Genomic DNA, 22,592 nt, shown 5'->3' with positions numbered 1-22,592 from the left:
GATACGGTTCACTGAAAATGACAAATGAGGCCATGATGACGTCCATCTTCGAACAGGATCTGCCCAAAACGCAGGCCAATCACGTACCGCTGTCACCGCTGACGTTTATCGAGCGCTCAGCATCGGTCTACCCAGACTACCCAGCGGTTATCCACGGCAGTACGCGCCGCACTTGGTCGGAAACTTGGGCACGCTGTCGGCAGCTTGCCTCAGCACTGCAAAAGCGGGGTCTCAACTCGGGAGATACCGTTGCGGCGATGCTGCCGAACGTGCCGGCAATGTTTGAAGCGCACTTTGGTGTGCCGCTGTCGGGCTGTGTGCTAAACACTCTGAACATTCGCCTTGATGCCGATGCCATCAGCTACATGTTGGAGCACGGTGAAGCCAAAGCCGTGCTGGTCGATCCGGAATTTGCCGATGTTATTCAGGAAGCGGTCGCCAAACTGAACACCAAGCCGCTGCTGATTGATGTCGCCGACGTGGAATTTGTCGGCGAGACCCAAGGGATTGGTGACGTGGAATACGAGGCGTTGCTTGCCGAAGGCGACGCGGACTTTCCCTACCAGCTGCCGACGGATGAATGGCAGGCAATCTCGCTCAACTACACCTCAGGGACGACTGGTAAGCCCAAGGGCGTGGTCTATCATCACCGTGGTGCTTACTTGAATGCGGTGAGTAATATTCTTGAGTGGGCAATGCCTCACCACCCGGTCTACCTGTGGACGCTGCCGATGTTCCACTGTAACGGTTGGTGTTTTCCGTGGACCATTGCCGCCAACGCGGGGGTAAGCGTTTGTCTGCGCAAGGTCGACCCCAAGAAAATAATGCAGCTGATTGCCGACGAGGCGGTCACGCACTTTAGCGGCGCGCCGATTATCCTCAATGGCTTGGTGAACCTGCCTGACGAAGATAAGCGCGACTTCGATCACGTGGTGAAAGTGACCACTGCCGGTGCCGCGCCACCTGCGTCGGTGATTTCCGGGGTAGAAAAGCTCGGCATCGAAGTGACCCATGTTTACGGTCTGACCGAAGTGTATGGTCCAGTGACCGTTTGCGCTTGGCACGACGCGTGGAACGAGTTGCCGCTTGAAGAACGCGCCAAGTTAAAAGCCCGCCAGGGCGTTCGCTACCACATGCTTGAAGCGCTGTGCGTTGCCGACCCCAACACGTTAGAGCCAGTACCCAAAGACGGCGAAACCATCGGTGAAATCCTGATGCGTGGCAATAACGTGATGAAAGGGTATCTGAAAAACCCGACCGCAACTGAGCAGGCATTGGAGGGTGGCTGGTACCATACCGGCGATTTGGCGGTATGGCACAAAAATGGCTACATCGAAATCAAAGATCGCTCCAAAGACATCATTATTTCTGGCGGCGAAAATATTTCCACGATTGAGGTGGAAGATGCTATTTACTCGCACCCGTCCGTGGAAGAGGCAGCCGTGGTCGCTAAGCCCGATGAGAAATGGGGCGAAACGCCGTGTGCGTTCATCAAGCTGAAGGTGGGGTATGGTGAAGTGACCGCAGAGGACATCATTGCCCACTGTCGCGAGCACTTAGCCGGTTATAAAGTCCCCAAAACCATCGTGTTCAGCGAGTTGCCGAAAACGTCCACGGGTAAAATCCAAAAATTTGTGTTGCGTGAAGAAGCGCGCAACCAGTCATAGGGAGCAACAATGAGCGAAACTATTATTGGCGTTGTGGGCGCCGGCACCATGGGGCAGGGAATTGCCCAAATCGTGATCGCCAGTGGCTTTACCGCAAGGCTTTACGATGTCGCCGATGAGCAGCTTTCCCGCGCTCAAGGCAATATCGAGAAAGGCCTGAGCAAGCTTGTCGCCAAGGAGAAAATGAGTAAAGCGGATAAAAACGCCGCGCTTGAGCGCCTTAGCACTTCTACGGCCTTAGAGGCGTTAGCGGATTGCGCTATTATCCTGGAGGCGGCGCCGGAACAGCCAGCGCTCAAAGAGAAGCTGTTTCGTGATTTGAGCCATTTAAGCAGCGACGCGATTCTCGCTTCCAACACCTCATCACTTTCGCTCACGCGTCTAGCCGCCGTCTGCGAACGTCCTGAACGCGTGGTGGGGATGCACTTTTTCAACCCGGTGCCGGTGTTGAAGTTGGTTGAAGTCATTCGCGCCGAGCAGACCAGTGATGCCACCGTCGAGCGTATTGAGCAACTTGCCCGCGATTTGGGCAAAACCGCTGTTCCGGTGGGTGACTCCCCCGGGTTTGCGGTGAATCGCTTGCTGGTGCCGATGATTAACGAAGCGGCCTTCCTCGTACAGGAAGGGGCCGCCACGCCCGAGGCGGTGGACGAGGCGATGAAGCTTGGCGCCGCCCACCCCATGGGGCCGTTGGCGCTGGGCGATTTGATCGGTTTGGACGTGTGCCTTGCGATCATGGAAGTTCTGCAAGAAGGTTTTGGCGACCCAAAATATCGTCCTTGTCCGCTGCTCAAACGCATGGTTGACGCCGGTTATCTTGGTCGCAAGTCCGGTCGCGGCTTCCACGTTTATGACTAGCGTTCTTTGCCGTTAGAAAACGTCAGCGCTAAAGGCGCTCGACAAAAGAAGTGATTGCCACCCAACCAAGCGTTAGCTAGGGTTGGGCGGTGGTTTTAATAACGGTTTTTAACTAACGACTTTTAACAACAACAGCATGCTTTAGAACGCATGCTATAAAACAATAGGGAGCCCCCATGAGCGAAGCCGTGATTGAGAAAGTCGATAACGATGGCGTGGTGCGTCTAACGATCAACCGCCCTCAGGCGCTGAATGCACTTAACAGCCAAGTGCTGACCGCACTGGAGAAAGAACTGACCGAACTGGAAGCGCACCCAAACCTGCGTGCGGTGCTGATTACCGGGGCGGGCGAGAAATCTTTTGTCGCCGGCGCGGATATCACCGAAATGCGCGAAAAAACGCCTGAGGAGGCCCGTGCCTTCGCCGGACAAGCGCTGCGTACGATCAAACGTCTTGAAGCGTTACCCGTGCCGGTGGTCGCGCTGGTTAACGGGTTTTGTCTTGGCGGCGGCTGCGAATTGGCGTTGGCCTGCGACTGGGCCGTAGCCAGCGACAATGCCATCTTCGGCCAACCGGAAGTCCTTCTTGGCGTCATCCCTGGTTTTGGCGGCACCCAGCGTTTACCGCGCCGTGTGGGGCCAGCGATGGCGTTAGACCTTTGCGCCACAGGGCGTAAGATCGACGCTACTGAGGCGCTACGTATTGGCTTGGTTAACCGTGTTATGCCGCAGGCTGAGCTTGAAGCCTATGCCGATGAGTTGACTAAACAGCTAATGGGCAATGGTCCGCGCGCGGTGCGCGGCGCCAAGCAAGCGATTCACGACGGCATGGACCAAGACCTTGACAGCGCCTTGGCATTAGAGACGTCGCTGTTTGCGCTCTGTTTTGCCAGCGAAGAGCAAACCGAAGGCATGAGTGCTTTTGTAGAGAAGCGGAAGCCTAACTTCTAATCCATTATTTTATTTAAGTGTTACTTATTTAGGGGGTGGCGCTTGCGTCACCCCCGTTTTGTCCCCGGGTTAGCTACCACTGACATTTTTGTGTTGCCGAGATGCAATTCACCAGGGACGCTCTGCATCGAGTACACTGGCGCAAATTTTTGTTTGGAAATTTCGATGGCTCTTAGCGCAACGCCCTACAAAGTGGATATTAACCTGACCGATCTGGATCGCGGGGTGTACGAGACGCTGCGCTTTACCGTGGCGCGCCACCCATCAGAAACCGAAGAGCGCATGACCGCTCGGATGGTGGCCTATGTCTTGTGGTACAGCGATGCGATCAGCTTTGGTCGAGGCCTTTCCGATGTGGACGAGCCGGCCCTGTGGGAAAAAAGCCTGGATGGGCGCGTACTGCACTGGATTGAGGTCGGCCAGCCCGATGCCGAGCGCCTGACCTGGTGTTCGCGCCGCGCCGCGCACGTCTCGCTGCTTGCTTACGGGCGTCTGGACATCTGGGAGCACAAAGTGTTGCCAGCCGTTTCTAAGCTTAAGAACCTGAGCATCGTGGCGTTACCCCAGGAACCGCTGGCGGTAATCGCCACTGGCTTGCCTCGTGCCATTGATTGGGCGGTGATGATCAGTGAAGGCACGCTGTTTATTACCGATGAGCGCGGCCAGCATGAGTTGGCGCCGCGCTGGTTGGTCGGTGATCGCTGATAGTTGCGTCATCCGGGCTCGAGTGCCCGCTCCCGGCACGGGAACGGGTCGCTTTCCCGCTTAGTCACAGTTTGTCTTGCGTTTTGTACTCGAAGTCGCTGGCGTCGTGGCGTTCGTGCAGCTGTTCATCAGGCTCACCCCAGGTGCGGTTGACCATACGACCACGCTGAACGGCCGGGCGTGCATCAATCTCGTCAGACCAGCGCCGCACGTGGGTATAAGTGTGTGCTTCCAGGAATTCAGCCGCATCGTAAAGACGGTTTTTAACTAATGCGCCGTACCACGGATAAATCGCCATATCGGCAATGCTGTACTCATCGCCGGCCATAAAGCGGTTTTCCGCCAAGTGGCGGTTTAGTACGTCGAGTTGGCGTTTAACCTCCATGGTGAACCGGTCAATCGGGTATTGAAGTGGCTCTGGGGCGTAGGCGTAAAAGTGGCCGAAACCGCCACCCAGCAGCGGCGCGCTACCCATTTGCCAGAATAGCCAGGAAAGGCACTCGGTACGCTTTGCTGGGTCGTCGGGTAAAAAGGCACCAAACTTTTCGGCTAGATAAAGCAGAATGGCGCCGGATTCAAACACGCGCTGCGGCGGGTTCGTGCTGTTGTCGTGCAGGGCGGGGATTTTGGAGTTGGGATTCACCGCGACAAAGCCGCTACTGAACTGCTCGCCTTCGGTGATGCGAATCAGGTGGGCGTCGTACTCAGCGCCGCTTATGCCGCGTTCAAGCAACTCTTCCAGCATCACGGTCACTTTGACGCCGTTGGGAGTGGCTAGTGAGTAGAGCTGTAGCGGGTGTTTACCCTCGGGTAGCGCCTCATCGTAGGTTGGCCCGGCTTTGGGGCGGTTAATGTTGGCAAATTCGCCACCATTACCTGGTGCCCATTTCCATACACGGGGTGGCGTATAATGTTCTTGGTTCATATTCGTGCTCCTTTTGTATCAGTGCCCTTAGCCTAGCACGCCAACTCAGCGCGTCTAACCTTGCCGATGTTGGCAAACGTAGCGAGACAACGTGGCTTCTGCCACCATGGCGTTTTTGTTGTGTTTTTGCGCCGAGGAGCGGCCTTTTTATGCAGACGCTATGGACCCATATCAGCGAGCAGAGCGAGACAGTGACGACCAGCGCGTGGACGCTGCTGGTTTTAGGCGTTTTGCTGTCACTGAGTATTGTGGTAGATACCATCTCGCGTAGAACCGCGTTACCCAGAATTTCGCTGCTTGTCCTAGTTGGAGTCGGCTATGCGTTAATACAGCAAGGCCTATTGGGTCACGATGCTGAGCCATTAAACGGGCTACGCGAGCCGTTGATTAACCTCGCCCTGGTGATGGTAGCATTTCTGCTGGGGGGAGAGTTGACGTGGTCCCGACTTAAATCGACAGGACCTTTGATTATCGCGCTTTCTGTGGCGGTGGTAATTGGATCACTTGTTACGGTATTCGCGGGCTTGTGGCTATTGGGTTACTCCTTGGTCGTCGCGGTATCGTTAGCCGCTATCTCTGTGGCGACTGATCCCGCGGCGGTAAGCGAAGCGGTTGCCGAGAGTGATGAAAAGAGCGATTCAAAGAGCGATGCAAAGAGTGATGAAAAAAGCCTCGTTGCCCGAGTGATACTTGGGATCGTGGCAATTGATGATGCTTGGGGCATTATCGTATTCGGTCTATGCATGGCTCTGCTTAGCTGGATAGGCGCGACTAGCGGCGAGGCGTCTTTAGTGCATACGGTGTGGGAGCTAGGCGGCGCGGTACTTTTAGGGTTGGCACTTGGTTTTCCAGCGGCCTGGTTAACGGGCCAGCTCAAGCCTGGTCGCCCGACGCAGGCCGAAGCATTGGCGCTAATGCTTTTAATGGCGGGGTTTTCCAGTTATCTCAATGTCTCTGCGCTATTAACGGCGATGGTCGCCGGGTTCGTGATCGTCAATGTGTCTTCGCACCACACGCGCTCTTTTAACGAAATAGAGCAAATTGAGTGGCCGTTTTTGGTCTTTTTCTTTGTGTTAGCCGGCGCAAGTCTTAAGCTTGCGCACCTGAGTACGGCATTAGGGCTTGTGGGTGCTTATATTGTGCTGCGTAGTATCGGCCGTTATCTCGGTGGTTATTTGGGAGTGTTAGCGATGCGCCGACGCGAGCCGCGCTTGAAAACCAATATAGGTCTTGGATTACTGCCACAGGCAGGGGTCGCGATGGGGATGGCGCTGCTTGCCGCCGAGCGATTTCCTGAGCAAGGACAGCTGATCGTTGCGACGGTAGTGACGTCTACTATTATCTTTGAACTCTTTGGCCCGCTGCTGGTAAAGCGTGTCATCGCCAATCCAGGCAAAAGCGATGCGTATTGATCAGCTGTACTGTTATCCGGTGAAGTCGTTAAAAGGAATCGCATTAAACCAAGCGCCGGTTTTCACACATGGTTTGGCGTGGGATAGGCGCTGGATGTGGGTGGATCAGCACCAGCGTTTTGTGACCCAGCGCCAGCTACCGACTTTGGCAACCATCGACGTCGCACTGACCGATGAGGCCCTGGTACTTTCGCACCCTAACGTCGCGCCTTGCTATGTGCCATTAGCGTTGCCAACCGGCAATTTGCGCGTAGTTAAAGTATGGAATGATGACTGTAAGGCCCTTCCCGAGAGCGACGATGTGAGTCGTTGGCTGGTGGCGGCATTAGGTGAGGCAGCGGCAGGTCTTACCCTTATGCGCTTTGCTACTGAGTTTGCCCGTCCGGTTGAGGCGGGGGCTGCACACACCTACTTTGCCGATGGCTACCCGTTTTTAATCACTAACACGGCGTCATTGGAGGCGCTTAACGAAGCGTTGATCGCCAAAGGGTTAATGCCGGTTCCTATGAATCGCTTTCGTCCCAATATTGTTGTACGTCATACCGCAGCGTGGGAGGAAGACCGTTGGCAACGCATGATTGCCGATGAGGTAGAGTTCACGCTACGAAAGCCGTGCCAACGGTGCAAAATTACCACGATTGACCAACATACGGCGGCTATCGTGGAAACCGCACAGCCGCTGCAAACATTGCTTGAACTAAACACCCAGCCGCGCCTTAAAGGGGCGTACTTTGGCCAAAATGCCACGCTTAGCGCCGGTGAGGGAAAAACACTACGGGTCGGAGATGCGTTGCAAACGAATTTTACGACAACGTATCAAGATAGCGAATAACCAGGCTAAGCTTTTCACCTGACGAAAAGCCTTATGGGCTTGCCAGTCAAGCCGCGATAAAGGCCTAGTGCTTTTGCTTTACGAGCGTTGACGTCTACTACGCTTCGCTCTATGGTCTGGTACCAACGATCTGTTTCAGACGATTACATTTTTCAGGAGTTGCCGTGGATCTCGCCACACTGATAGGACTATTAGGGGCTGCCGTGCTGGTGGGCATGGCGGTAATTTTAGGGACATCCCCTGAAGTGTTTATGAATCCCACTGGGCTTTTGCTGGTGGTTGGCGGCAGCCTCTTCGTGGTCATGGCCAAATTCACGCTTACCCAATTTAAATTTGCGTTTAAGGCGGCCGCGCGCGCATTTAAATTTCAGCTCCCCAACACTCAAGAAAGCATTGATGAACTCGTTGAGCTTTCTAAACTCTCCCGTAAACAGGGCCTTTTGGTGCTGGAGGGGCAGGACGTCAACTCCCCTTTTCTCGCCAAAGGGTTGCAAATGTTGGCCGATGGTTTTACCGCGGAAATGATCCAAGAAATGATGGGCAAGGAGCGCCTTTTAACACTGGAGCGTAACGAAGCGGGGGGCCGTGTTTTCTCCGCGCTGGGTGAGGTCGCGCCTTCTATGGGGATGATCGGTACCCTAGTTGGCCTGGTGCAGATGCTCGCCAATATGGATGACCCTGCAATGATTGGCCCGGCAATGGCGGTTGCGCTTCTCACGACACTTTACGGTGCCATGATTGCTAATATGATTGCTAACCCTATTGCCGACAAACTCTGGCTGCGAATGAATCAAGAGGCCAAGATGCAGCAGCTGTGGATTGATGCACTGCTGGCAATTAAAGGGGATAAAAACCCTCGTGTACTGGAGCAAATGCTCACCATTTATCTGCCCCCTGAACGTCGTGTTCGCAGCGATGAGGAGAGCCCGCGTGACGTGCCGGGTGAGTCTACTTAAGCTATGAGTGACAAGAAGTCGAATGTTCCCCAGTGGATGGTCACCTACGCGGACTTGATGACACTTTTGCTGTGCTTCTTTGTCCTGCTGTTGTCGTTTGCTGAAGTGGATGCCGAGAAATTTCGTCGTATTGCCGGGGAGCTTTCCAAGGCGTTTGGGGTGCAGCGCGATATTGAAGCGATGCAAATCCCTAAGGGGACTAGCGCGGCCTTGGATCAGTTTTCTCCTGCCGTACCAGACCGCACGCTATTGGATCAAATTCGTCAGCAAACCATGGAAGAGCAGCCGCATTTGGAGTCCATGCGGCAGATACTGGAAGCGCAGCGCCGCCAGCAAACGCTGGAAGTGGCAGAAGAGATTCGCGCCTTGCTAGAAGAAACGGGCAATAGCGAGGTGACGAGCGTTGAAGTGGATGGCTTTCGGGTCATTATTCGTATCCAGGAGCGTGGCAGCTTTATGTCGGGCTCAGACAGCGTGACGTCTTCGTTTGCTGAGTTACTCGTGGATATGTCGGATATCTTTGCCGGTCTACCGGGCACCGTGGCGATTGAAGGGCATACCGATGACGTGCCGATTCGCACGGCGCGCTTTGATAGTAACTGGGATTTGTCCGCGATGCGGGCGGCGTCGGTCGCCAATATTTTGCTCCTTAACGATGAGCTTGCTGCTGAGCGTTTGGTGGTGCAAGGCTTTGCCGATACCGAACCGCGTGCCTCTAACGAGACGACGGAAGGGCGCGCGGAAAACCGTCGCGTTGAGATCAATATTGATTTGAGTGAGGCGACCGAAGAGCGGGGTGAGCGAGGAATTGATGAACTAACGGCTAATGAGCCCGATAATTCTTTACTTAATGTGGCGCCACCGGCAGACGGTAGTGAGATGTTTGATGATTTAATGGCACAAGACAGCAGCGATGAGCAGATTGAGGATGCCGTTCAAGACACCGTTGAGCGCCTCAATCCATTCTTCCCCTCACAATAGTGCTGTAAACCGTCGTTTTTAACCGTCTTATTTTTGCGCATTTGTCTTTTGCATCTGGAGTTTTCATGTCGTTAGCGTTAATGGCACCCGCGTTGAGATTGCGCTTTTCAGCAGCACGGTTGGTCCGTGCAGGGCTAATCTGTGCAGGAGTAATCTGTGCAGGGCTTTTCGCGACAGGGGTGCAGGGTAACGACAATAAGTGGCCCCAAGGTCACTACCCATTGCCCGAAAAAGGCAATATGGTTGGTGAGCGCTACACAATATCAGCCAAGCACGACGATACGTTGGTTGGTATCGCCCGTGAACATAACGTGGGTTACGAAGAAATTATTCGTGCCAACCCTGACGTGAGCATTTGGGTGCCCGGCGAAGGCACCGAGGTGGTGATTCCTCGACGCTATATTCTGCCAGACACTGAGCGCACCGGTATTGTGATTAATATCGCGGAGTTACGTCTTTACTATTACCCCGAGGTAGGTGAGGGTGAAACACCCCGAGTTGAGACGTACCCCATCGGCATTGGCCGCGATGGTTACAATACACCGCTCGGTGTTACCCAAACGACAATGCGGTTGGAAAATCCCGCTTGGTATCCGCCTGAATCCATGCGCGCAGAAGCCAAAGAGCGCGGCGATCCGCCGCCGGATGTTGTGCCACCGGGGCCGGAAAACCCGCTAGGTGAATACGCCATTTTGCTCGACATCCCAGGTTATTTGATTCACGGCACCAATGAACCCGACGGTATTGGCATGCGTGCAAGCCGGGGTTGTATTCGTATGTTCCCCGAAGATATTGAGTCAATCTTCAGCCGCATACCTGACGGCACGCAGGTTAACGTCATCGATGCGCCGATCAAGCTTGGTTGGGATGGGCAAAACATACCGCATTTGCAGGCTTTTAACTCGCTAAGTGAGCAACAGCACGGCATGCAAACACTGCTAGAGATGATGGCGGCGCTTAATCAGCAAGACGACGTAACGGTGTCGGTTGACTACCATGTCCTACGCTTAACGCTTGAACTCTCCGATGGCGAGATTGTACCGCTGACGTAACCTGGTGCAGGCAATTAGGTTACCGCCAGCCTATCAACGACCCCAAGTGCCACGGCATAGCGCACCAGCGCGGCGGCATTGGTGACACCAAGAATCTTCATTGCGCGCTGACGGTAGACTTCTACCGTTTTGCTGCTTAGCGTCATCTGGGTGGCAATTTCTCGGCTTGTCATCCCCTCGGCCACGTATTTGACGATGAGCTGCTCTTTGGGGCGTAGCACATTGAAGCGCTGGCGCAGCGTGGAGAGTGACTGTTCTTGATGGCGCTGCTGCTGAGCGAGACTGAGCGCTTGTTGCACGCTATCGATCAGCTGTTGGTGGTTAAAAGGCTTCTCAATAAAATCAAACGCCCCGTTTTTCAGCGCCGTGACCGCCATGGGCACATCGCCGTGGCCCGTCATCATAATTACCTGTGCCGTATTGCCTTGATCGGCGAGCTGCTGTTGAACTTGCAATCCACTGAGCCCAGGCATACGTACATCGAGCAACACCACCTGCCATGTGGTCGTCGCGGCTAAAAACGTCTCACCATTGGCAAAAATTTGCGCCTCTAAACCCACCGACGAAAGTAACCAAACCAGTGAGTCACGAAGCGCTTGGTCATCATCGACAATGGCGATTGTGGCGGTAGCGGTGGGGTTCAAAGCGTTCTCCCATGTAGTGTTGCCGGCGCTTTAAAGGAGGCGCTACGCAGTGTAGCGGTAAAGCGAGCGCCGTTAAAAAGGGGGCTTTTGCTCACGCTAAGCTGCCCACCCATTGCCTCCATTAACGAACGACTAATCGCAAGCCCCATGCCCAACCCTTCAGTACGGGTCGAATGGAAGGCCGTAAAGATATGGGTTTGCTGCGCCTCGGGAACGCCGGGTCCTTGGTCGTCAATATGCAGTGCGACTTGATTCCTTTCTCTTTCTTCTGCGCTCAGTTGCACAATGCTCGCATCGTGCTGATGACGGCTTGCTTCCAATGCATTCAACAACAGATTGACGATGACTTGCTCAAGCGCCACCGGATCGGCTTGCACCCGCACCGGCCTAGTCGGCAGTACTGGAATAAACTGCATTTGCGCTTGTTGGTACTGCCACTGACACAGTGACCACGCGGCCTCAAGCACGTCGCTCAGTTTTACCGGGCGACACTGGGTGCTGCCTTTGCGCACAAAAGTGCGAATATGCCGCAGGCGCTTTGCAAGTCTTTGAATCTGTAGGTCAATCTGTTTTATCGGATGCGCTAAGTGGTGTGCCGGCTGATCAGGCTTTGCACGCAATTGCAGCAGCGCGCCGCTGGCGTAGTTCGCCATGGCGCCGAGGGGCTGATTGAGTTCGTGAGCGATATTAGACGTTAACTCCCCCATTGTTGCCAAGCGATTCGCGTGAGCGATTTGTGCCTGATGTCGCCGAGCTTGCGCTTCGGCGGCTTTGCGCAAACGAATATCGTGATTAAGCAGTGACAAATGCCCCGCCTCGGCGCCGCGCCCGCGGTGTGCTTGCACCACGCTGAGTACGGGTAGAGGCTCCTTGCGGCCGTGCATTTCAAGCTCGCCGCTCCAGGAGCCATAGCGTGCCACCGCGGGCATTACCACCTTCTCCAATAGCTCCAGTGAGGCAGCGGTGTAAACATTCGCTAAAGGAGCGTGGGGGTTTTTCCTTGGCAGCGAAAACTGACGTCTGGCCGCTTCGTTGGCGCTAAAAATATGCTGGTCCGCCCCCACGAACAGGACGTAATCCGAGGTGGACTCGACCACTTGAGCCAGGCGCTCACGGTGGGCCTCGGCACGCACGCGTCGCCCTACGTCACGTGAGACGCACAAGATATCGATTAGCTCCCCGGTAGCGGGGTCACGCCGGGTGCGGCTGGTGGTTTCAAACCACACGTAACGGCCACTTTTGGCGCGAAAGCGATACGTCTGCTGATAAAAGCCGTTGTGGTAATACACCTGGGACGACTTGTTGAGCAAATCGCTTAAGTCTGCGGGGTGAAAGAGCTGATAAGCCGATACCCCAATTAGCTCGCTAGGCGCATAACCAAGCAGCTCGCGCGCAGCATTAGAGGCGTAAAGAAAAGTGCCATCGCGGGCGTGGCGTGAAATTAAGTCGGTCGTGCTCTCGGCGAGCCATTGATAGTGGCGCTTTTCGGCTTCAAGCGTCGTATTGCGTTCTTCTAGCGCGGCGACACGGGCCTGAAGGGCGTCGTAGGTATCATTCATATAGCTAGCGCGCGGGGTCGAGAATGCCGCCGAGCGACGCATTGCGGCGAAACCAGCCGGCGATGCTAGCACGTGCCACGCGGGTAGGGAGCACTTCGTGAGGAACGGTAGCGGAGAGAAAACAGGCAAACGTACCGGCTTCGGGGGTAACGCGAGAGACTTCCTGTGCTGGGTTTCCTGGGTGGTAAATCACCATCTCGCCGCCACCATCGGCTGGCCAGTCAGGCGTTAAGTAACCCACCGTTGACACCACACGGTTGGCACGTCCGCGAAAGCTGTCAACGTGGCGTTGGTAAAATGCCCCTGGCGGATAATGGGCAAAGTGAGCTTCATACTCAAACAGACCTAAAAATAGCGCCTGGTTCAGCGTTTGCTGGAGTTCCGCCATGCCCGCCAGGTATCGGCGTTGAGCGGCGCTTTCACGGTTGAGCCAACGAATGGCATCGCCGCGGACATCCTTGCGCAGGTGGTGCTCGCTGCCACGACCGATGCCCGCCTCGCTGAGACCGTTGTGGTCCGCCAGATGTGAAAGTTCGTGATGTAAGGTGTGGCACAGTTCGGCATCAATGACGTTTTGGCCTACGAACCAGCCCTGTTCGACCAGCGCGTCGGTAAGCGCATTAAGTGTCGCCGGGCTGAAAAGCGTCGGTGAAGTCAGTGTAGTCGGCGTCATGACGGGCGTTTTCTCTTAGCGGCAGCACGCCGTGTGGACGACGTACGTTCGGGATAGTGATGTAGGGCGCCAGGCGGTTTCTGATAGAGGTCAATCGGCATACCAAACCCTTCGGCAAGAAGCTCCACCAGCATCATGGCGGAAAGCCCCCAGATGACATAGCCATCGACGTGGTAACTCGGTACGTAGTAAGCCACGCCGTCGACGGTGATGACATCGGTATGGGTACGGCGGTCGTCCAAAAAGTGCGACAGCGGTACTTCGAAAATCGCATCTAATTCATTAGGATCGGCTTTCAGTGGCAGGTCAGGCGGAATCAGCCCGACCCACGGCGTCACGCGAATTCCGTGCAGTGAAATGACGTCCGACAAACGGCCGAGAGATTGCACCAAGGGAGGCGAGAGCGCAATCTCTTCTTGCGCCTCACGTAGCGCGGTGGCGTAAAGGTCAGTGTCTTCGGGTTCTCGCATACCGCCGGGAAACGCCACCTGACCACTATGTGTGCTCAAGTGACTGGCCCGGCGAGTAAACAGCAAAGTGGGCTCTTTGCGAGTGACAACTGGCAGCAGTACCGCCGCTTCCGGTAACGTTACGTGATTCAAGCGTTGGGGCGCATGGTGTTGCAGCCGTTCACGCAGTTTCTCTAACATGGGCGTTCCATTGGATTTCTTACTTTTTACTCAGCAGCGGGCGTTGGCGTCAAGCGTTGGCTTTCGTTGTGACCAACCGAGGGTGCGCGATGAACTTTTGCAGTGAGTGTGGTGAAAAAGTCCGTTTTGCCGTCCCGCAGGGGGACGATCGTCCGCGCTATCTCTGCGATGCTTGCGGCGTCGTGCACTACCAAAACCCCCGTATCGTGGCCGGCACGTTGCCGGTGAGTGGCAGCCAAGTGCTGCTCTGCCGACGGGCCATTGCACCACGTAAAGGCTATTGGACGTTGCCAGCAGGCTACATGGAAAACGCAGAAACCACCCAGCAAGCCGCTGCGCGTGAGACGCGGGAAGAAGCATGTGCCGAGGTGAGGTTGGCAAACCTTTATACGTTGATCGATTTGCCGCATATCAACCAAGTCTACATGATCTTCCGTGCGGACTTGGTGGGGGGCTTTGACGCCGGCCCCGAGAGCCAAGAGGTTGCGCTGTTCGAGGAGCATGAAATTCCCTGGGATGCGTTGGCGTTTCCGACGATCGAAGCGACGCTGCGTCACTTTTACGCTGATCGTCCCAGTGGGCAATTTCCGCTGCATTCAGGTACGGTCACCCCAGAAGATCGCGAGCGTTACTTTGGCAGTGCTTAGCGCGCATATTTGTTGATTAGAGATCCGCTAGCAGCCAAGCCTCATAGGCGGGCTCTTCGTAAGGGTGGGCCGCTTTCAATGCCGCGATAGCGGCGTGAATGAGCTCATCCTGACAGACTAGCTCCACTTTGAGCTCTTCGACGATTTCAAGCTCATCGACCTGGCCAATATGCGGGTTGGCCCCGGCCAGCGGACGAAATTGCCCGGTGCCTCGGGTTTGAAAGCAGCACGCTTCATAGTCGCCGATGCGCCCCGCGCCGGTGGTAAAGATGGCCTCTTTTACGCGCTCGGCGTCTTCGGTGGGAACAAAAAAAGCCAGTTTATACATGGGAGCCTCCTACGCTATGCCGACCTCTCCAACGTTACCCTCTAGGTTACAGGCCCTGCTGGAAGAAAAGAAGTTGATGCCGGTGGGGAATCTTCAGCCGCTAAGCGGTGGCGATATCGCTGCGGTCTACCAGCTCGAAACGCATCAGGGAACAGTAGTAGTCAAACACGACGATACCGCCAGTTTGCAGGGAGAGGCCGAGGGCCTGCGCGCGCTGAAAGCCGCGAATACGCCGCTGGTGATTCCCGACGTGCTCGGCCAGGAAGGTGAATGGCTGATAATGGAGGCGCTAAAAGCGCACGGGCGGGGCAATGCCGCCGCGCTAGGCGAAGGTCTGCGCGCACTGCACGCCAAGCACGGTGAGCAGCACGGCTGGCATTGGGATAACGCCTGCGGAAGTACGCCGCAACCTAACACCCCGTTAGCCGATGGGCGCGCGTTTCAGCGCGAGCGGCGTTTACTGCCGCTCAGCGCGGCGTGCTACGAGCGGGGCTTATTGGATCGAGCGCTGCGCACACGCATTGAGAATATCGCTGACACGCTTGAGACGTGGTTGCCGGATGCACCGCCGAGCCTCGTGCATGGCGACCTGTGGTCGGGTAACGTGCTGTACACCCCGGATGGCCCGGCCTTGATCGACCCGGCGGTTTACTATCATTTTCCCGAGGTGGATCTTGCCATGCTGACGCTTTTTGGCGCGCCGGGTGAGGCCTTTTTCGAAGCCTATTGGGACGCCAGTGCCCCGGCCGATTGGCCAAGGCGTGAGGCACTTTTCCAACTCTACCCGCTGCTGAATCATTTGCTGTTGTTTGGCACCGGCTACCGCGGGGCGGTCGAGCGTTGTGTGGCCAAACTTTCGGGTTAAATGCGCCGTTTCACTCGCTCAATCCACCGTTGCCACAAGCTGGGTGTTGCGCTGGGGGTGTGGCCCGCGCTGTGGCGTTCGAGAAAGTGGCGCAGCGGGGTTACCTGGCTTTCTACATTGAGCATCGGCGCATGACCGCAGCCAGGGGCTTCTAGTATTTTCATCTCAGGCTGGGTTTGGCGCATTTTTTCCATGCTTTCCGGTCGTAGAAGCGGGGAGTGCTCGCCGCGAATCAACATCATGGGGCAGCGAATTTGGACCCAATCCGCCCACATATCGCGGGGAGTATCGTGGATAAACTGCGCAGCGATGCGTGGGTCGTAATGAAACGACCAGGCGCCATCGGGCAGACGCCGCGCACTACTGACCGCCATCGCATCCCACTCGCTTTCATGCTGAATGCCAAAGCCTTGGTAGTTCGCCTTGAGCGCGTCTTTGAGCTCGTGAAAGGTACTAAAACGCTTAAAGATGCCGAAGTACGTGGCCATTTGAGTAAGCGCCTGGGGGTCAAGCTCCGGGCCGACATCGTTGAGCACGAGAGATTGCAGTCGCGGTGCCGCCTCGCTGTCTGCCGCCAGTAGCATGCCTAAAAGCCCGCCCATTGAGGTGCCGACCCAAGGCACGCTATCGAGCTGAAAGTGATCCAGCACGGCAAGTGCTACCTTCATATAGTGAGCGTATAGATACTCTTGGGCAGGGTAGAACGACCAGCTTGAGAGTCCGCGCCCTGGAATGTCGGGGGCTAGCACGCGCCACTTAGGGCCGAGTTGGCGGGCAAGTTGTTCAAAATCGCCGCCGTGTCGTGCTAAACCGTGCCAGGCAATGACCGTACGGGGCGCATTGGGGTGCCATACGCGTACGGCAATGTCTAACGAACCTACGGGGACGATGGTAATGGCATCCATAAAGGCGCTCCTGGCTCCTGGTTTAGCAGTGGCAATGCACTACGATGGATAGTATTGCATTGCAGCATAGCGTGGTTCAGCTTTGTGCGTTATGCGGCAAAAAGGACGTAAAACAAGAAAGCGAATACGGTAAATATGTGCAAAATTACCTTGAGTCCTGATAAGCGCTTATGAACATGCGACAATGTATGTATATTGTGCCTAATGACTGATCATAATGAGGATGATGACATGCTGCGACTTCCTTCTGCTCTCTTATTGACGCCCAACGGGGCTTGGGTGCGACGCGCACTTGTGCCAACGCTGATGGCCGCGACCTGGACAACTCCCGCATGGTCGGCGGATTTACTCACGATTGCTCAAGATGCCCTCAATAATAACGCAGCGCTTGCCTCGACGCGTTTGGAGACCCGGAGCACGGAATCGGCGCGCAATGCGGCAGAAGGCGGGCTATTGCCGCAAATTAATGCGACCGGCAGCGTTGCTCATAGCCGCACTTATGAAAGTCAAAGCAGTGATTTACGTGGTGCAAATCCCGCGATACCCACTGGCGGCGATGACAATATTAATAGCGTTAACTTATCGCTTGAAGCCACCCAGGCGCTGTTTGACGCTATCGCCAGACGCGACGTGGAGCGAACCGAGCGCCAGATCGATCAGCAGCTCTACCAGCTTGCTGCCACAGAACAGCAAGTACTCATTGATGTTGCTTCCGCGTATTTTGAAATTTTACGCGCCCACGAGTTACTTGAATCGCGCCGGGCGCAGGAGCGCGCCATTGGGCGTCAGCTTGAGCAAGCGCGCGAGCAGTTTGAAGTGGGGCTGATTGCGATTACCGAAGTGGAAGAAGCTAAAGCGGCGTTTGATCAGTCGCGCGCGACCCGTATTGCCGCAGAAAGCGACCTGCAAGTGCGCTTTGAAGCGTTGGAGCGTTTAACCGGCGAGCGTTACGCGAACATTGAGGCATTGGGTGAAGCGATGCCCGTTACACCGCCTACGAACAATCGCGATCATTGGGTCGCGCTAGCCGTTGAGAACAACCCTCTGGTGCTTGCAAGCCAAGCTGGCGTTGAGTTGCGGCGTAGCGGGTTAGCGCTGGCTGAGGCGCAACGCCTTCCTTCGGTCAATGCCTTTGCCAACTATAACTATGCTGATAATGATGCCGATGGTGTGTCGGGCTATAACTCGGATAGCCAGCTAGGCGTTCGCGTGAGCCTACCGCTTTATACCGGCGGCACCACCACCGCGACTATCCAGGAAAATACCTTCCTACTTGAATCTAGCCAGTACGACTTCGAAGATCAGCGCCGAGAAACCGTGCAGCAAGTGCGCTCACGCTATACCCAAGTCAGCAACAACGTGTCTACCGTTGAGGCCCGTCAGCAGGCGATTGTCTCCAATCAAAGTGCACTAGACGCCACTCGCGCAGGTTATGAAGTTGGCACGCGCAATATTGTTGATGTCTTGAATGCCGAACGAAACCTTTACAACGCGATTGCCGAACATGCCAGCGCGCGCTACGACTATGTGATTAACCTTCTCACCCTGCGACAACAAGCAGGTACGCTGGATGTTGCCGCGCTGGAAGAGGTTAATACATGGTTAGACGGTGATAGCGTTGAATTCACCCTGCCTGAAGAAGGCGACTCCTACGATGAGATGATAGATATCGGCGAGCCGCCTCAGCCTTTGCGCTGAAGCCTGTCGACGATCCGTTTTTTTCCTTTTGAAACTTGCATCACTTGATACGGAGTGACAGGGCCTGAACCATGCGCATTGCTTCCCGCTTTCTGATCGTTATCATTTTTCTTGTCGTCGTGCTTGGTGGCATCTTCGGCTACAAGTTCTACCAGTTTGGCCAAATGGAAGAGCAGATGTCCCAGGCTCAGCCGCCCACCCAGATTTCCGCAACCAAAGCCCAAACGGAAAGCTGGACGCCCGCTATCAAGGCTGTGGGCAGTATCGAGGCCGTGAATGGCATTGAGGTTGCCAACGAAGTGCCCGGCGTCATTGAGGAGGTCAATTTCGAGTCTGGAGACATCGTTGAACAGGGTCACGTACTCGTTCGTCTGGATTCGGAAATTGATGAAGCCGCCCTGCGCACTCGTCGGGCCGAAGCCCAGTTGGCGCAACAGGATTTTCAGCGGATAGCCAATCTGCTTGAGAAGCGTGCTGTGTCGCAGTCTCAGTACGACGAAGCCAAGGCCAATCTTGACGCAGCCAGAGCCCGGGTAAACGAAGCGGAGGCACAACTTAACAAGAAAATCATCCGTGCACCGTTCGACGGCACTCTGGGTATCCGCATGGTGGACCAGGGCGAATACGTTCCTACCGGCACACCCATTGTCGAAATCAACATGCTGGACCCGATTTACGCGGACTACACGCTGTCGGAACAGGATCTGCCCAAAGTAGCAACCGGCTACCCGGTGGTTGCCACGGTGGCGGCCGTTCCGGATGAGACTTTCGAGGGCAAGGTCAGTGCCATTAACACGTCAGTGAACCCCGAAACCCGTACCGTGCGTATTCGCGCTACCTTGGACAACTCAGAAAACCGCTTACGGCCTGGCATGTTTGCCACTATCCAGACCCGGCAACCGGAAGATAACGAAGTCGTCACGGTGCCGCGTACGGCCATTTCCTACAATACCTATGGTGACTTCGTGTTCGTGGTCGAAGAAAACGACGACGGCAACCTGACGGTAAGCCGCCGCACCGTCACTACCGGCGAAACCCGTGATACCCAAGCTGCGGTGCTCTCTGGTCTGAAGACAGGTGAGACAGTGGTTTCCAAGGGACTGCTGCGGCTGCGTGACGGCCAGAAGGTCGAGATCCAGAAGGACGAGCAACCGCAGGAGGCGTCTGAGTAATGCGATTCACCGACATATTTATCCGCCGGCCGGTTCTCGCAACGGTGGTCAGCCTGCTGATACTGCTGTTGGGTGCCCGGGCTGCCATGGAAATGGAAATCCGTCAGTACCCACAACTGGAAAGCACCACGGTTACTGTAACTACGGCTTACCCGGGTGCCAGCTCAGACCTTATCAAGGGCTTCATCACGACGCCTCTGCAACAGGCTATTGCCGAAGCCAGTGGGATCGATTACCTGACGTCAACCAGCTCCCAGGGTACTTCCACCATTCAGGCCAAAATGGAGCTGAACTACGACGCCAACGCGGCGCTCGCGGAAATTCAGGCCAAGGTTGCCAGTCAGCGTAACGTTCTGCCCGCTGAGGCTCAGGACCCGGTGATTACCTCCACTACCGGTGACTCCACGGCACTGATGTACATCGCCTTCTACAGTGAAGAACTGGCGGTGCCGCAGATCACCGATTATCTGACCCGGGTGGTGCAACCGAAACTCCAGGCGCTGCCCGGCGTCGGTAAGGCAGACCTTCTTGGCCGGAAGTTTGCCCTGCGTGTGTGGCTAAACCCGGAGCGGCTGGCAGCTGTGGACATGACGCCTCAGCAAGTGATCGCCAAACTTCGCGCTAACAACTACCAGGCGGCAGTGGGTAACACCAAAGGCACCTACACTGAAATCAGCATGACCAGCGACACCGACGTCGCCGATCCGGAGGAGTTTCGCAACCTCGTCGTAAAGCAGTATGAAGGCTCGCAGATTCGCTTGCAGGACATTGCACGCGTCGAACTGGGTTCCCAGTCCTACGACCAACTCGCCCTGTACAAAGGCCAGCCAGCCACCTACGTGGCCATCGAGCTGGCACCGGGCGCCAACCCGCTCACCGTCGCCGGTCTGGTGAAAGCGGAGCTTCCGGAAATCCGGAGCCAACTGCCGTCAGGCCTGGATGCACGCTTGGCTTACGACGCCTCTGACTTTATCGAAGACTCCATCAAGGAGGTCATCAAGACCCTGCTTGAAGCGCTGGTCATTGTACTGGTGGTGGTGTTCCTTTGCCTGGGCTCCTTGCGGGCCGCGATTGTCCCGTCGGTGGCCGTACCGCTGTCGCTGGTCGGTGGTGCTTTCATTATGCTGGTGTTCGGTTTTTCACTGAACCTGCTGACATTATTGTCCTTGGTGTTGGCCATCGGCCTAGTGGTGGATGACGCCATTATCGTGGTGGAGAACGTGCACCGGCACATAGAGCAGGGTGAATCCCGCTTTGAGGCCGCTATCAACGGCGCCCGGGAGATGGCGGTACCGATCATTGCGATGACCACGACGCTGGTGGCGGTATATGCGCCGATTGGCTTCATGGGCGGCCTGGTTGGCTCCTTGTTCACCGAATTTGCCTTCACCCTCGCGGGCGCGGTGGTGATCTCGGGCATTGTCGCCCTGACGCTGTCCCCCATGCTGTCCGGCATGGTACTCAAGCCGCATGGTAATCCGGGCCGGTTCGAGCAGTTGGTCGAGCGCACCTTCAATGGGCTGTCAGGGGCCTACAAGGCTGCGCTTACGTCGCTGATGAAGACCAAATCCGTGGTGGTGTTCTTTGCGGTGGTCGTCCTTGGGTCGATCTATTTCATGGTAACGATGAGCCAGAATGAGTTGGCTCCCACGGAAGACCAGGGCATTCTGTTCTATCAGGGGCTCGGGCCGCAAACGGCGACACTGGATTATCTTCAGGAGCATGGCGACGAAGTCCAGAATCGCTTAGCGACGGTTCCGGGTTACCAAGAAGACTTCATGATTATCGGCGTTACCAGTCCTAATGCCGTATTCGGCGGTTTTAAGATGGCTCCCTGGAGCGAGCGTGAGGTTTCCCAGTTCGAAGTCCAGCCCAAGCTGGACGCCGAGCTGAGTAAGGTCACCGGTCTGCAAACAGCCGTATTCCCGCGGCCGTCCCTGCCCGGCTCCGGCGGTGGTCTGCCGTTCCAGTTCGTGATCACAACGGGCAACAGCTACGAGCAGCTGAACCAAGTGGCTGATGAGTTGCTGGGCAAGGCCATGGGCAGTGGTAACTTCATGTTCCTGCAGAAATCCATCAACTTCGACCGGCCCGTCACCCGTATCAAGGTGGACCGGGATCGCGTGGCAGACCTCGGCCTGTCAATGCAGGATATTGGCCAAACCTTATCGAGCATGCTCGGTGGCGGTTACATCAACCGGTTCAATATGGAAGGTCGGTCCTATCAGGTTATTCCCCAGGTGGACCAGCAATTCCGTCTGGATGAACAGGAGTTGAACGACTATCAGATCCGCGCCGACAACGGTGAGCTGGTTCCGCTAGGCAGTGTGGTGAGCTTCACCCACGACGTCGAGCCTTCCAACCGCACTCAGTTCAACCAGCAGAATTCCCTTACAGTGCAGGGGGTTGTCAAGCCAGGCGTGGCAGCGGGTACCGCCATGGATTACATGGAACAAGCCGCGGCTGAGACCTTCCCACAGGGCTTCGGTTACGATTACACCGGCCAGAGCCGGCAGCTGGCGAGCCAGGGTAACGCCCTGGCAGTAACCTTCTTCCTGTCGCTGCTAGTCATCTATTTGGTACTGGCGGCGCAGTTTGAAAGCTGGCGTGATCCGTTCATCATCCTGATCTCAGTGCCCATGTCGGTGGCCGGTGCCATGGCGTTCATCGTGCTCGGTTTCGCCACCATGAATATTTACACCCAGGTGGGCCTGATTACGTTGATTGGCGTGGTCTCCAAGAACGGTATCTTGATTGTTGAGTTCGCCAACCAGTTGCAGAAAGAGCGAGGACTGAACAAGGTTGATGCCGTGATTGAAGCCTCCGCCATTCGGCTACGTCCGATCATCATGACCTCTGTGGCGCTGATCTTTGCCATGGTGCCGCTGCTGATTGCCGTTGGCCCGGGTGCAGAAAGCCGCTTTGCCATCGGTCTGACGATCAGTGCCGGGCTCGGTATTGGCACCTTGTTTACCATTTTCGTGTTGCCAGCGTTTTATATTCTGCTGGGGCGTGAACACCAAGCATCAAAGGAAGAGGGGTAGGGCCAAGCATTGGCGAAGGTAGTGATACGGCATGGCAGTAGCTTGTCCGGTATTAGGGAAAGTTCACTA

General features: G+C 55.9%; 21 protein-coding genes. 14 read left to right on the top strand and 7 right to left on the bottom strand.

Annotation, left to right across the window (positions count from 1 at the left end):
- Nucleotides 1-32: 32 nt before the first annotated feature.
- The 4 genes from QC823_RS03005 to QC823_RS02990 all read left to right on the top strand — a co-directional run bounded on the left by QC823_RS03005 (nucleotide 33) and on the right by QC823_RS02990 (nucleotide 4,180).
- On the top strand, nucleotides 33-1,667 hold the full coding sequence (locus QC823_RS03005) for an acyl-CoA synthetase (protein ID WP_309654876.1): 1,635 nt from the start codon (nucleotides 33-35) through the stop codon (nucleotides 1,665-1,667).
- A 9-nt stretch (nucleotides 1,668-1,676) separates the two neighbouring features.
- Nucleotides 1,677-2,525 (top strand): 3-hydroxyacyl-CoA dehydrogenase NAD-binding domain-containing protein, encoded by an 849-nt coding sequence (locus tag QC823_RS03000; protein ID WP_309654875.1) that lies wholly within the window; start codon nucleotides 1,677-1,679, stop codon nucleotides 2,523-2,525.
- A gap of 176 nt (nucleotides 2,526-2,701) precedes the next feature.
- Complete coding sequence (locus QC823_RS02995) at nucleotides 2,702-3,475, top strand: enoyl-CoA hydratase-related protein (protein ID WP_309654874.1); 774 nt, start codon at nucleotides 2,702-2,704, stop codon at nucleotides 3,473-3,475.
- Between the two features lie 165 nt (nucleotides 3,476-3,640).
- Nucleotides 3,641-4,180 (top strand): YaeQ family protein, encoded by a 540-nt coding sequence (locus QC823_RS02990; RefSeq protein ID WP_309654873.1) that lies wholly within the window; start codon nucleotides 3,641-3,643, stop codon nucleotides 4,178-4,180.
- Nucleotides 4,181-4,244: 64 nt separating this feature from the next.
- Here the strand turns inward: QC823_RS02990 and yghU are convergent, their stop codons facing one another.
- Nucleotides 4,245-5,105, bottom strand: a complete 861-nt coding sequence (gene yghU / locus QC823_RS02985) for a glutathione-dependent disulfide-bond oxidoreductase (protein ID WP_309654872.1) — start codon at nucleotides 5,103-5,105, stop codon at nucleotides 4,245-4,247.
- A gap of 149 nt (nucleotides 5,106-5,254) precedes the next feature.
- On the opposite strand from yghU, the gene QC823_RS02980 reads away from it, so the two are divergent.
- From QC823_RS02980 to QC823_RS02960, 5 genes are all read left to right on the top strand, one after another.
- The gene (locus QC823_RS02980; RefSeq protein ID WP_309654871.1) at nucleotides 5,255-6,517 is read left to right on the top strand and encodes a cation:proton antiporter; all 1,263 of its coding nucleotides are present in this window, start codon (nucleotides 5,255-5,257) and stop codon (nucleotides 6,515-6,517) included.
- On the top strand, nucleotides 6,507-7,349 hold the full coding sequence (locus tag QC823_RS02975; protein ID WP_309654870.1) for an MOSC domain-containing protein: 843 nt from the start codon (nucleotides 6,507-6,509) through the stop codon (nucleotides 7,347-7,349). The genes QC823_RS02980 and QC823_RS02975 overlap by 11 nt, the downstream gene beginning before the upstream one ends.
- A 164-nt stretch (nucleotides 7,350-7,513) precedes the next feature.
- Nucleotides 7,514-8,305 (top strand): MotA/TolQ/ExbB proton channel family protein, encoded by a 792-nt coding sequence (locus QC823_RS02970; RefSeq protein WP_309654869.1) that lies wholly within the window; start codon nucleotides 7,514-7,516, stop codon nucleotides 8,303-8,305.
- A 3-nt stretch (nucleotides 8,306-8,308) separates the two neighbouring features.
- Nucleotides 8,309-9,286: a MotB family protein gene (locus tag QC823_RS02965; protein WP_309654868.1), complete on the top strand. Its 978-nt coding sequence runs from the start codon at nucleotides 8,309-8,311 to the stop codon at nucleotides 9,284-9,286.
- Nucleotides 9,287-9,351: 65 nt separating this feature from the next.
- On the top strand, nucleotides 9,352-10,338 hold the full coding sequence (locus tag QC823_RS02960; RefSeq protein WP_309654867.1) for a L,D-transpeptidase family protein: 987 nt from the start codon (nucleotides 9,352-9,354) through the stop codon (nucleotides 10,336-10,338).
- A 14-nt stretch (nucleotides 10,339-10,352) separates the two neighbouring features.
- Here the strand turns inward: QC823_RS02960 and QC823_RS02955 are convergent, their stop codons facing one another.
- From QC823_RS02955 to QC823_RS02940, 4 genes are read right to left on the bottom strand one after another with little or no spacing between them, the layout of a single operon-like run.
- The gene (locus tag QC823_RS02955; protein ID WP_309654866.1) at nucleotides 10,353-10,982 is read right to left on the bottom strand and encodes a response regulator transcription factor; all 630 of its coding nucleotides are present in this window, start codon (nucleotides 10,980-10,982) and stop codon (nucleotides 10,353-10,355) included.
- Complete coding sequence (locus QC823_RS02950) at nucleotides 10,979-12,541, bottom strand: ATP-binding protein (protein WP_309654865.1); 1,563 nt, start codon at nucleotides 12,539-12,541, stop codon at nucleotides 10,979-10,981. Before QC823_RS02950 ends, QC823_RS02955 begins: the two co-directional genes overlap by 4 nt.
- A 4-nt stretch (nucleotides 12,542-12,545) precedes the next feature.
- Nucleotides 12,546-13,214 carry a 2OG-Fe(II) oxygenase gene (locus QC823_RS02945; protein WP_309654864.1) on the bottom strand — a complete coding sequence of 223 codons (669 nt, stop codon included), beginning with the start codon at nucleotides 13,212-13,214 and terminating at the stop codon, nucleotides 12,546-12,548.
- Complete coding sequence (locus QC823_RS02940) at nucleotides 13,211-13,864, bottom strand: CoA pyrophosphatase (RefSeq protein WP_309654863.1); 654 nt, start codon at nucleotides 13,862-13,864, stop codon at nucleotides 13,211-13,213. Before QC823_RS02940 ends, QC823_RS02945 begins: the two co-directional genes overlap by 4 nt.
- 89 nt (nucleotides 13,865-13,953) lie before the next feature.
- Here QC823_RS02940 and QC823_RS02935 point away from each other — a divergent pair, with 89 nt between their 5' ends.
- Nucleotides 13,954-14,511, top strand: a complete 558-nt coding sequence (locus tag QC823_RS02935; protein ID WP_309654862.1) for an NUDIX hydrolase — start codon at nucleotides 13,954-13,956, stop codon at nucleotides 14,509-14,511.
- Nucleotides 14,512-14,527: 16 nt separating this feature from the next.
- Here QC823_RS02935 and QC823_RS02930 read toward each other — a convergent pair whose 3' ends face one another.
- A complete protein-coding gene (locus tag QC823_RS02930; RefSeq protein ID WP_309654861.1) occupies nucleotides 14,528-14,839 on the bottom strand; it encodes a YqfO family protein in 312 nt (103 codons plus the stop codon).
- A gap of 16 nt (nucleotides 14,840-14,855) precedes the next feature.
- Here QC823_RS02930 and QC823_RS02925 point away from each other — a divergent pair, with 16 nt between their 5' ends.
- Nucleotides 14,856-15,704: a fructosamine kinase family protein gene (locus tag QC823_RS02925; protein ID WP_309654860.1), complete on the top strand. Its 849-nt coding sequence runs from the start codon at nucleotides 14,856-14,858 to the stop codon at nucleotides 15,702-15,704.
- Here QC823_RS02925 and QC823_RS02920 read toward each other — a convergent pair.
- Entirely contained in the window at nucleotides 15,701-16,609 is a 909-nt protein-coding gene (locus QC823_RS02920) for an alpha/beta fold hydrolase (RefSeq protein WP_309654859.1), read from the bottom strand. The two genes, QC823_RS02925 and QC823_RS02920, sit on opposite strands and share 4 nt — an antisense overlap.
- Nucleotides 16,610-16,840: 231 nt before the next feature.
- Between QC823_RS02920 and QC823_RS02915 the strand changes: the two genes are divergently transcribed.
- The 3 genes from QC823_RS02915 to QC823_RS02905 all read left to right on the top strand — a co-directional run bounded on the left by QC823_RS02915 (nucleotide 16,841) and on the right by QC823_RS02905 (nucleotide 22,523).
- The gene (locus QC823_RS02915) at nucleotides 16,841-18,307 is read left to right on the top strand and encodes a TolC family outer membrane protein (protein ID WP_309654858.1); all 1,467 of its coding nucleotides are present in this window, start codon (nucleotides 16,841-16,843) and stop codon (nucleotides 18,305-18,307) included.
- Nucleotides 18,308-18,378: 71 nt separating this feature from the next.
- On the top strand, nucleotides 18,379-19,479 hold the full coding sequence (locus tag QC823_RS02910) for an efflux RND transporter periplasmic adaptor subunit (protein WP_309654857.1): 1,101 nt from the start codon (nucleotides 18,379-18,381) through the stop codon (nucleotides 19,477-19,479).
- Nucleotides 19,479-22,523 (top strand): efflux RND transporter permease subunit, encoded by a 3,045-nt coding sequence (locus QC823_RS02905; RefSeq protein ID WP_309654856.1) that lies wholly within the window; start codon nucleotides 19,479-19,481, stop codon nucleotides 22,521-22,523. Before QC823_RS02910 ends, QC823_RS02905 begins: the two co-directional genes overlap by 1 nt.
- Nucleotides 22,524-22,592 lie beyond the last annotated feature (69 nt).

Origin of the sequence: Vreelandella vilamensis, assembly GCF_031451755.1 — a bacterium.
In the GTDB taxonomy this organism is placed as follows: Bacteria; Pseudomonadota; Gammaproteobacteria; order Pseudomonadales; family Halomonadaceae; genus Vreelandella; species Vreelandella vilamensis.
The sequence above is the reverse complement of the archived record's forward strand: the minus strand, read 5'-3'. Positions and strand labels throughout refer to the sequence as shown.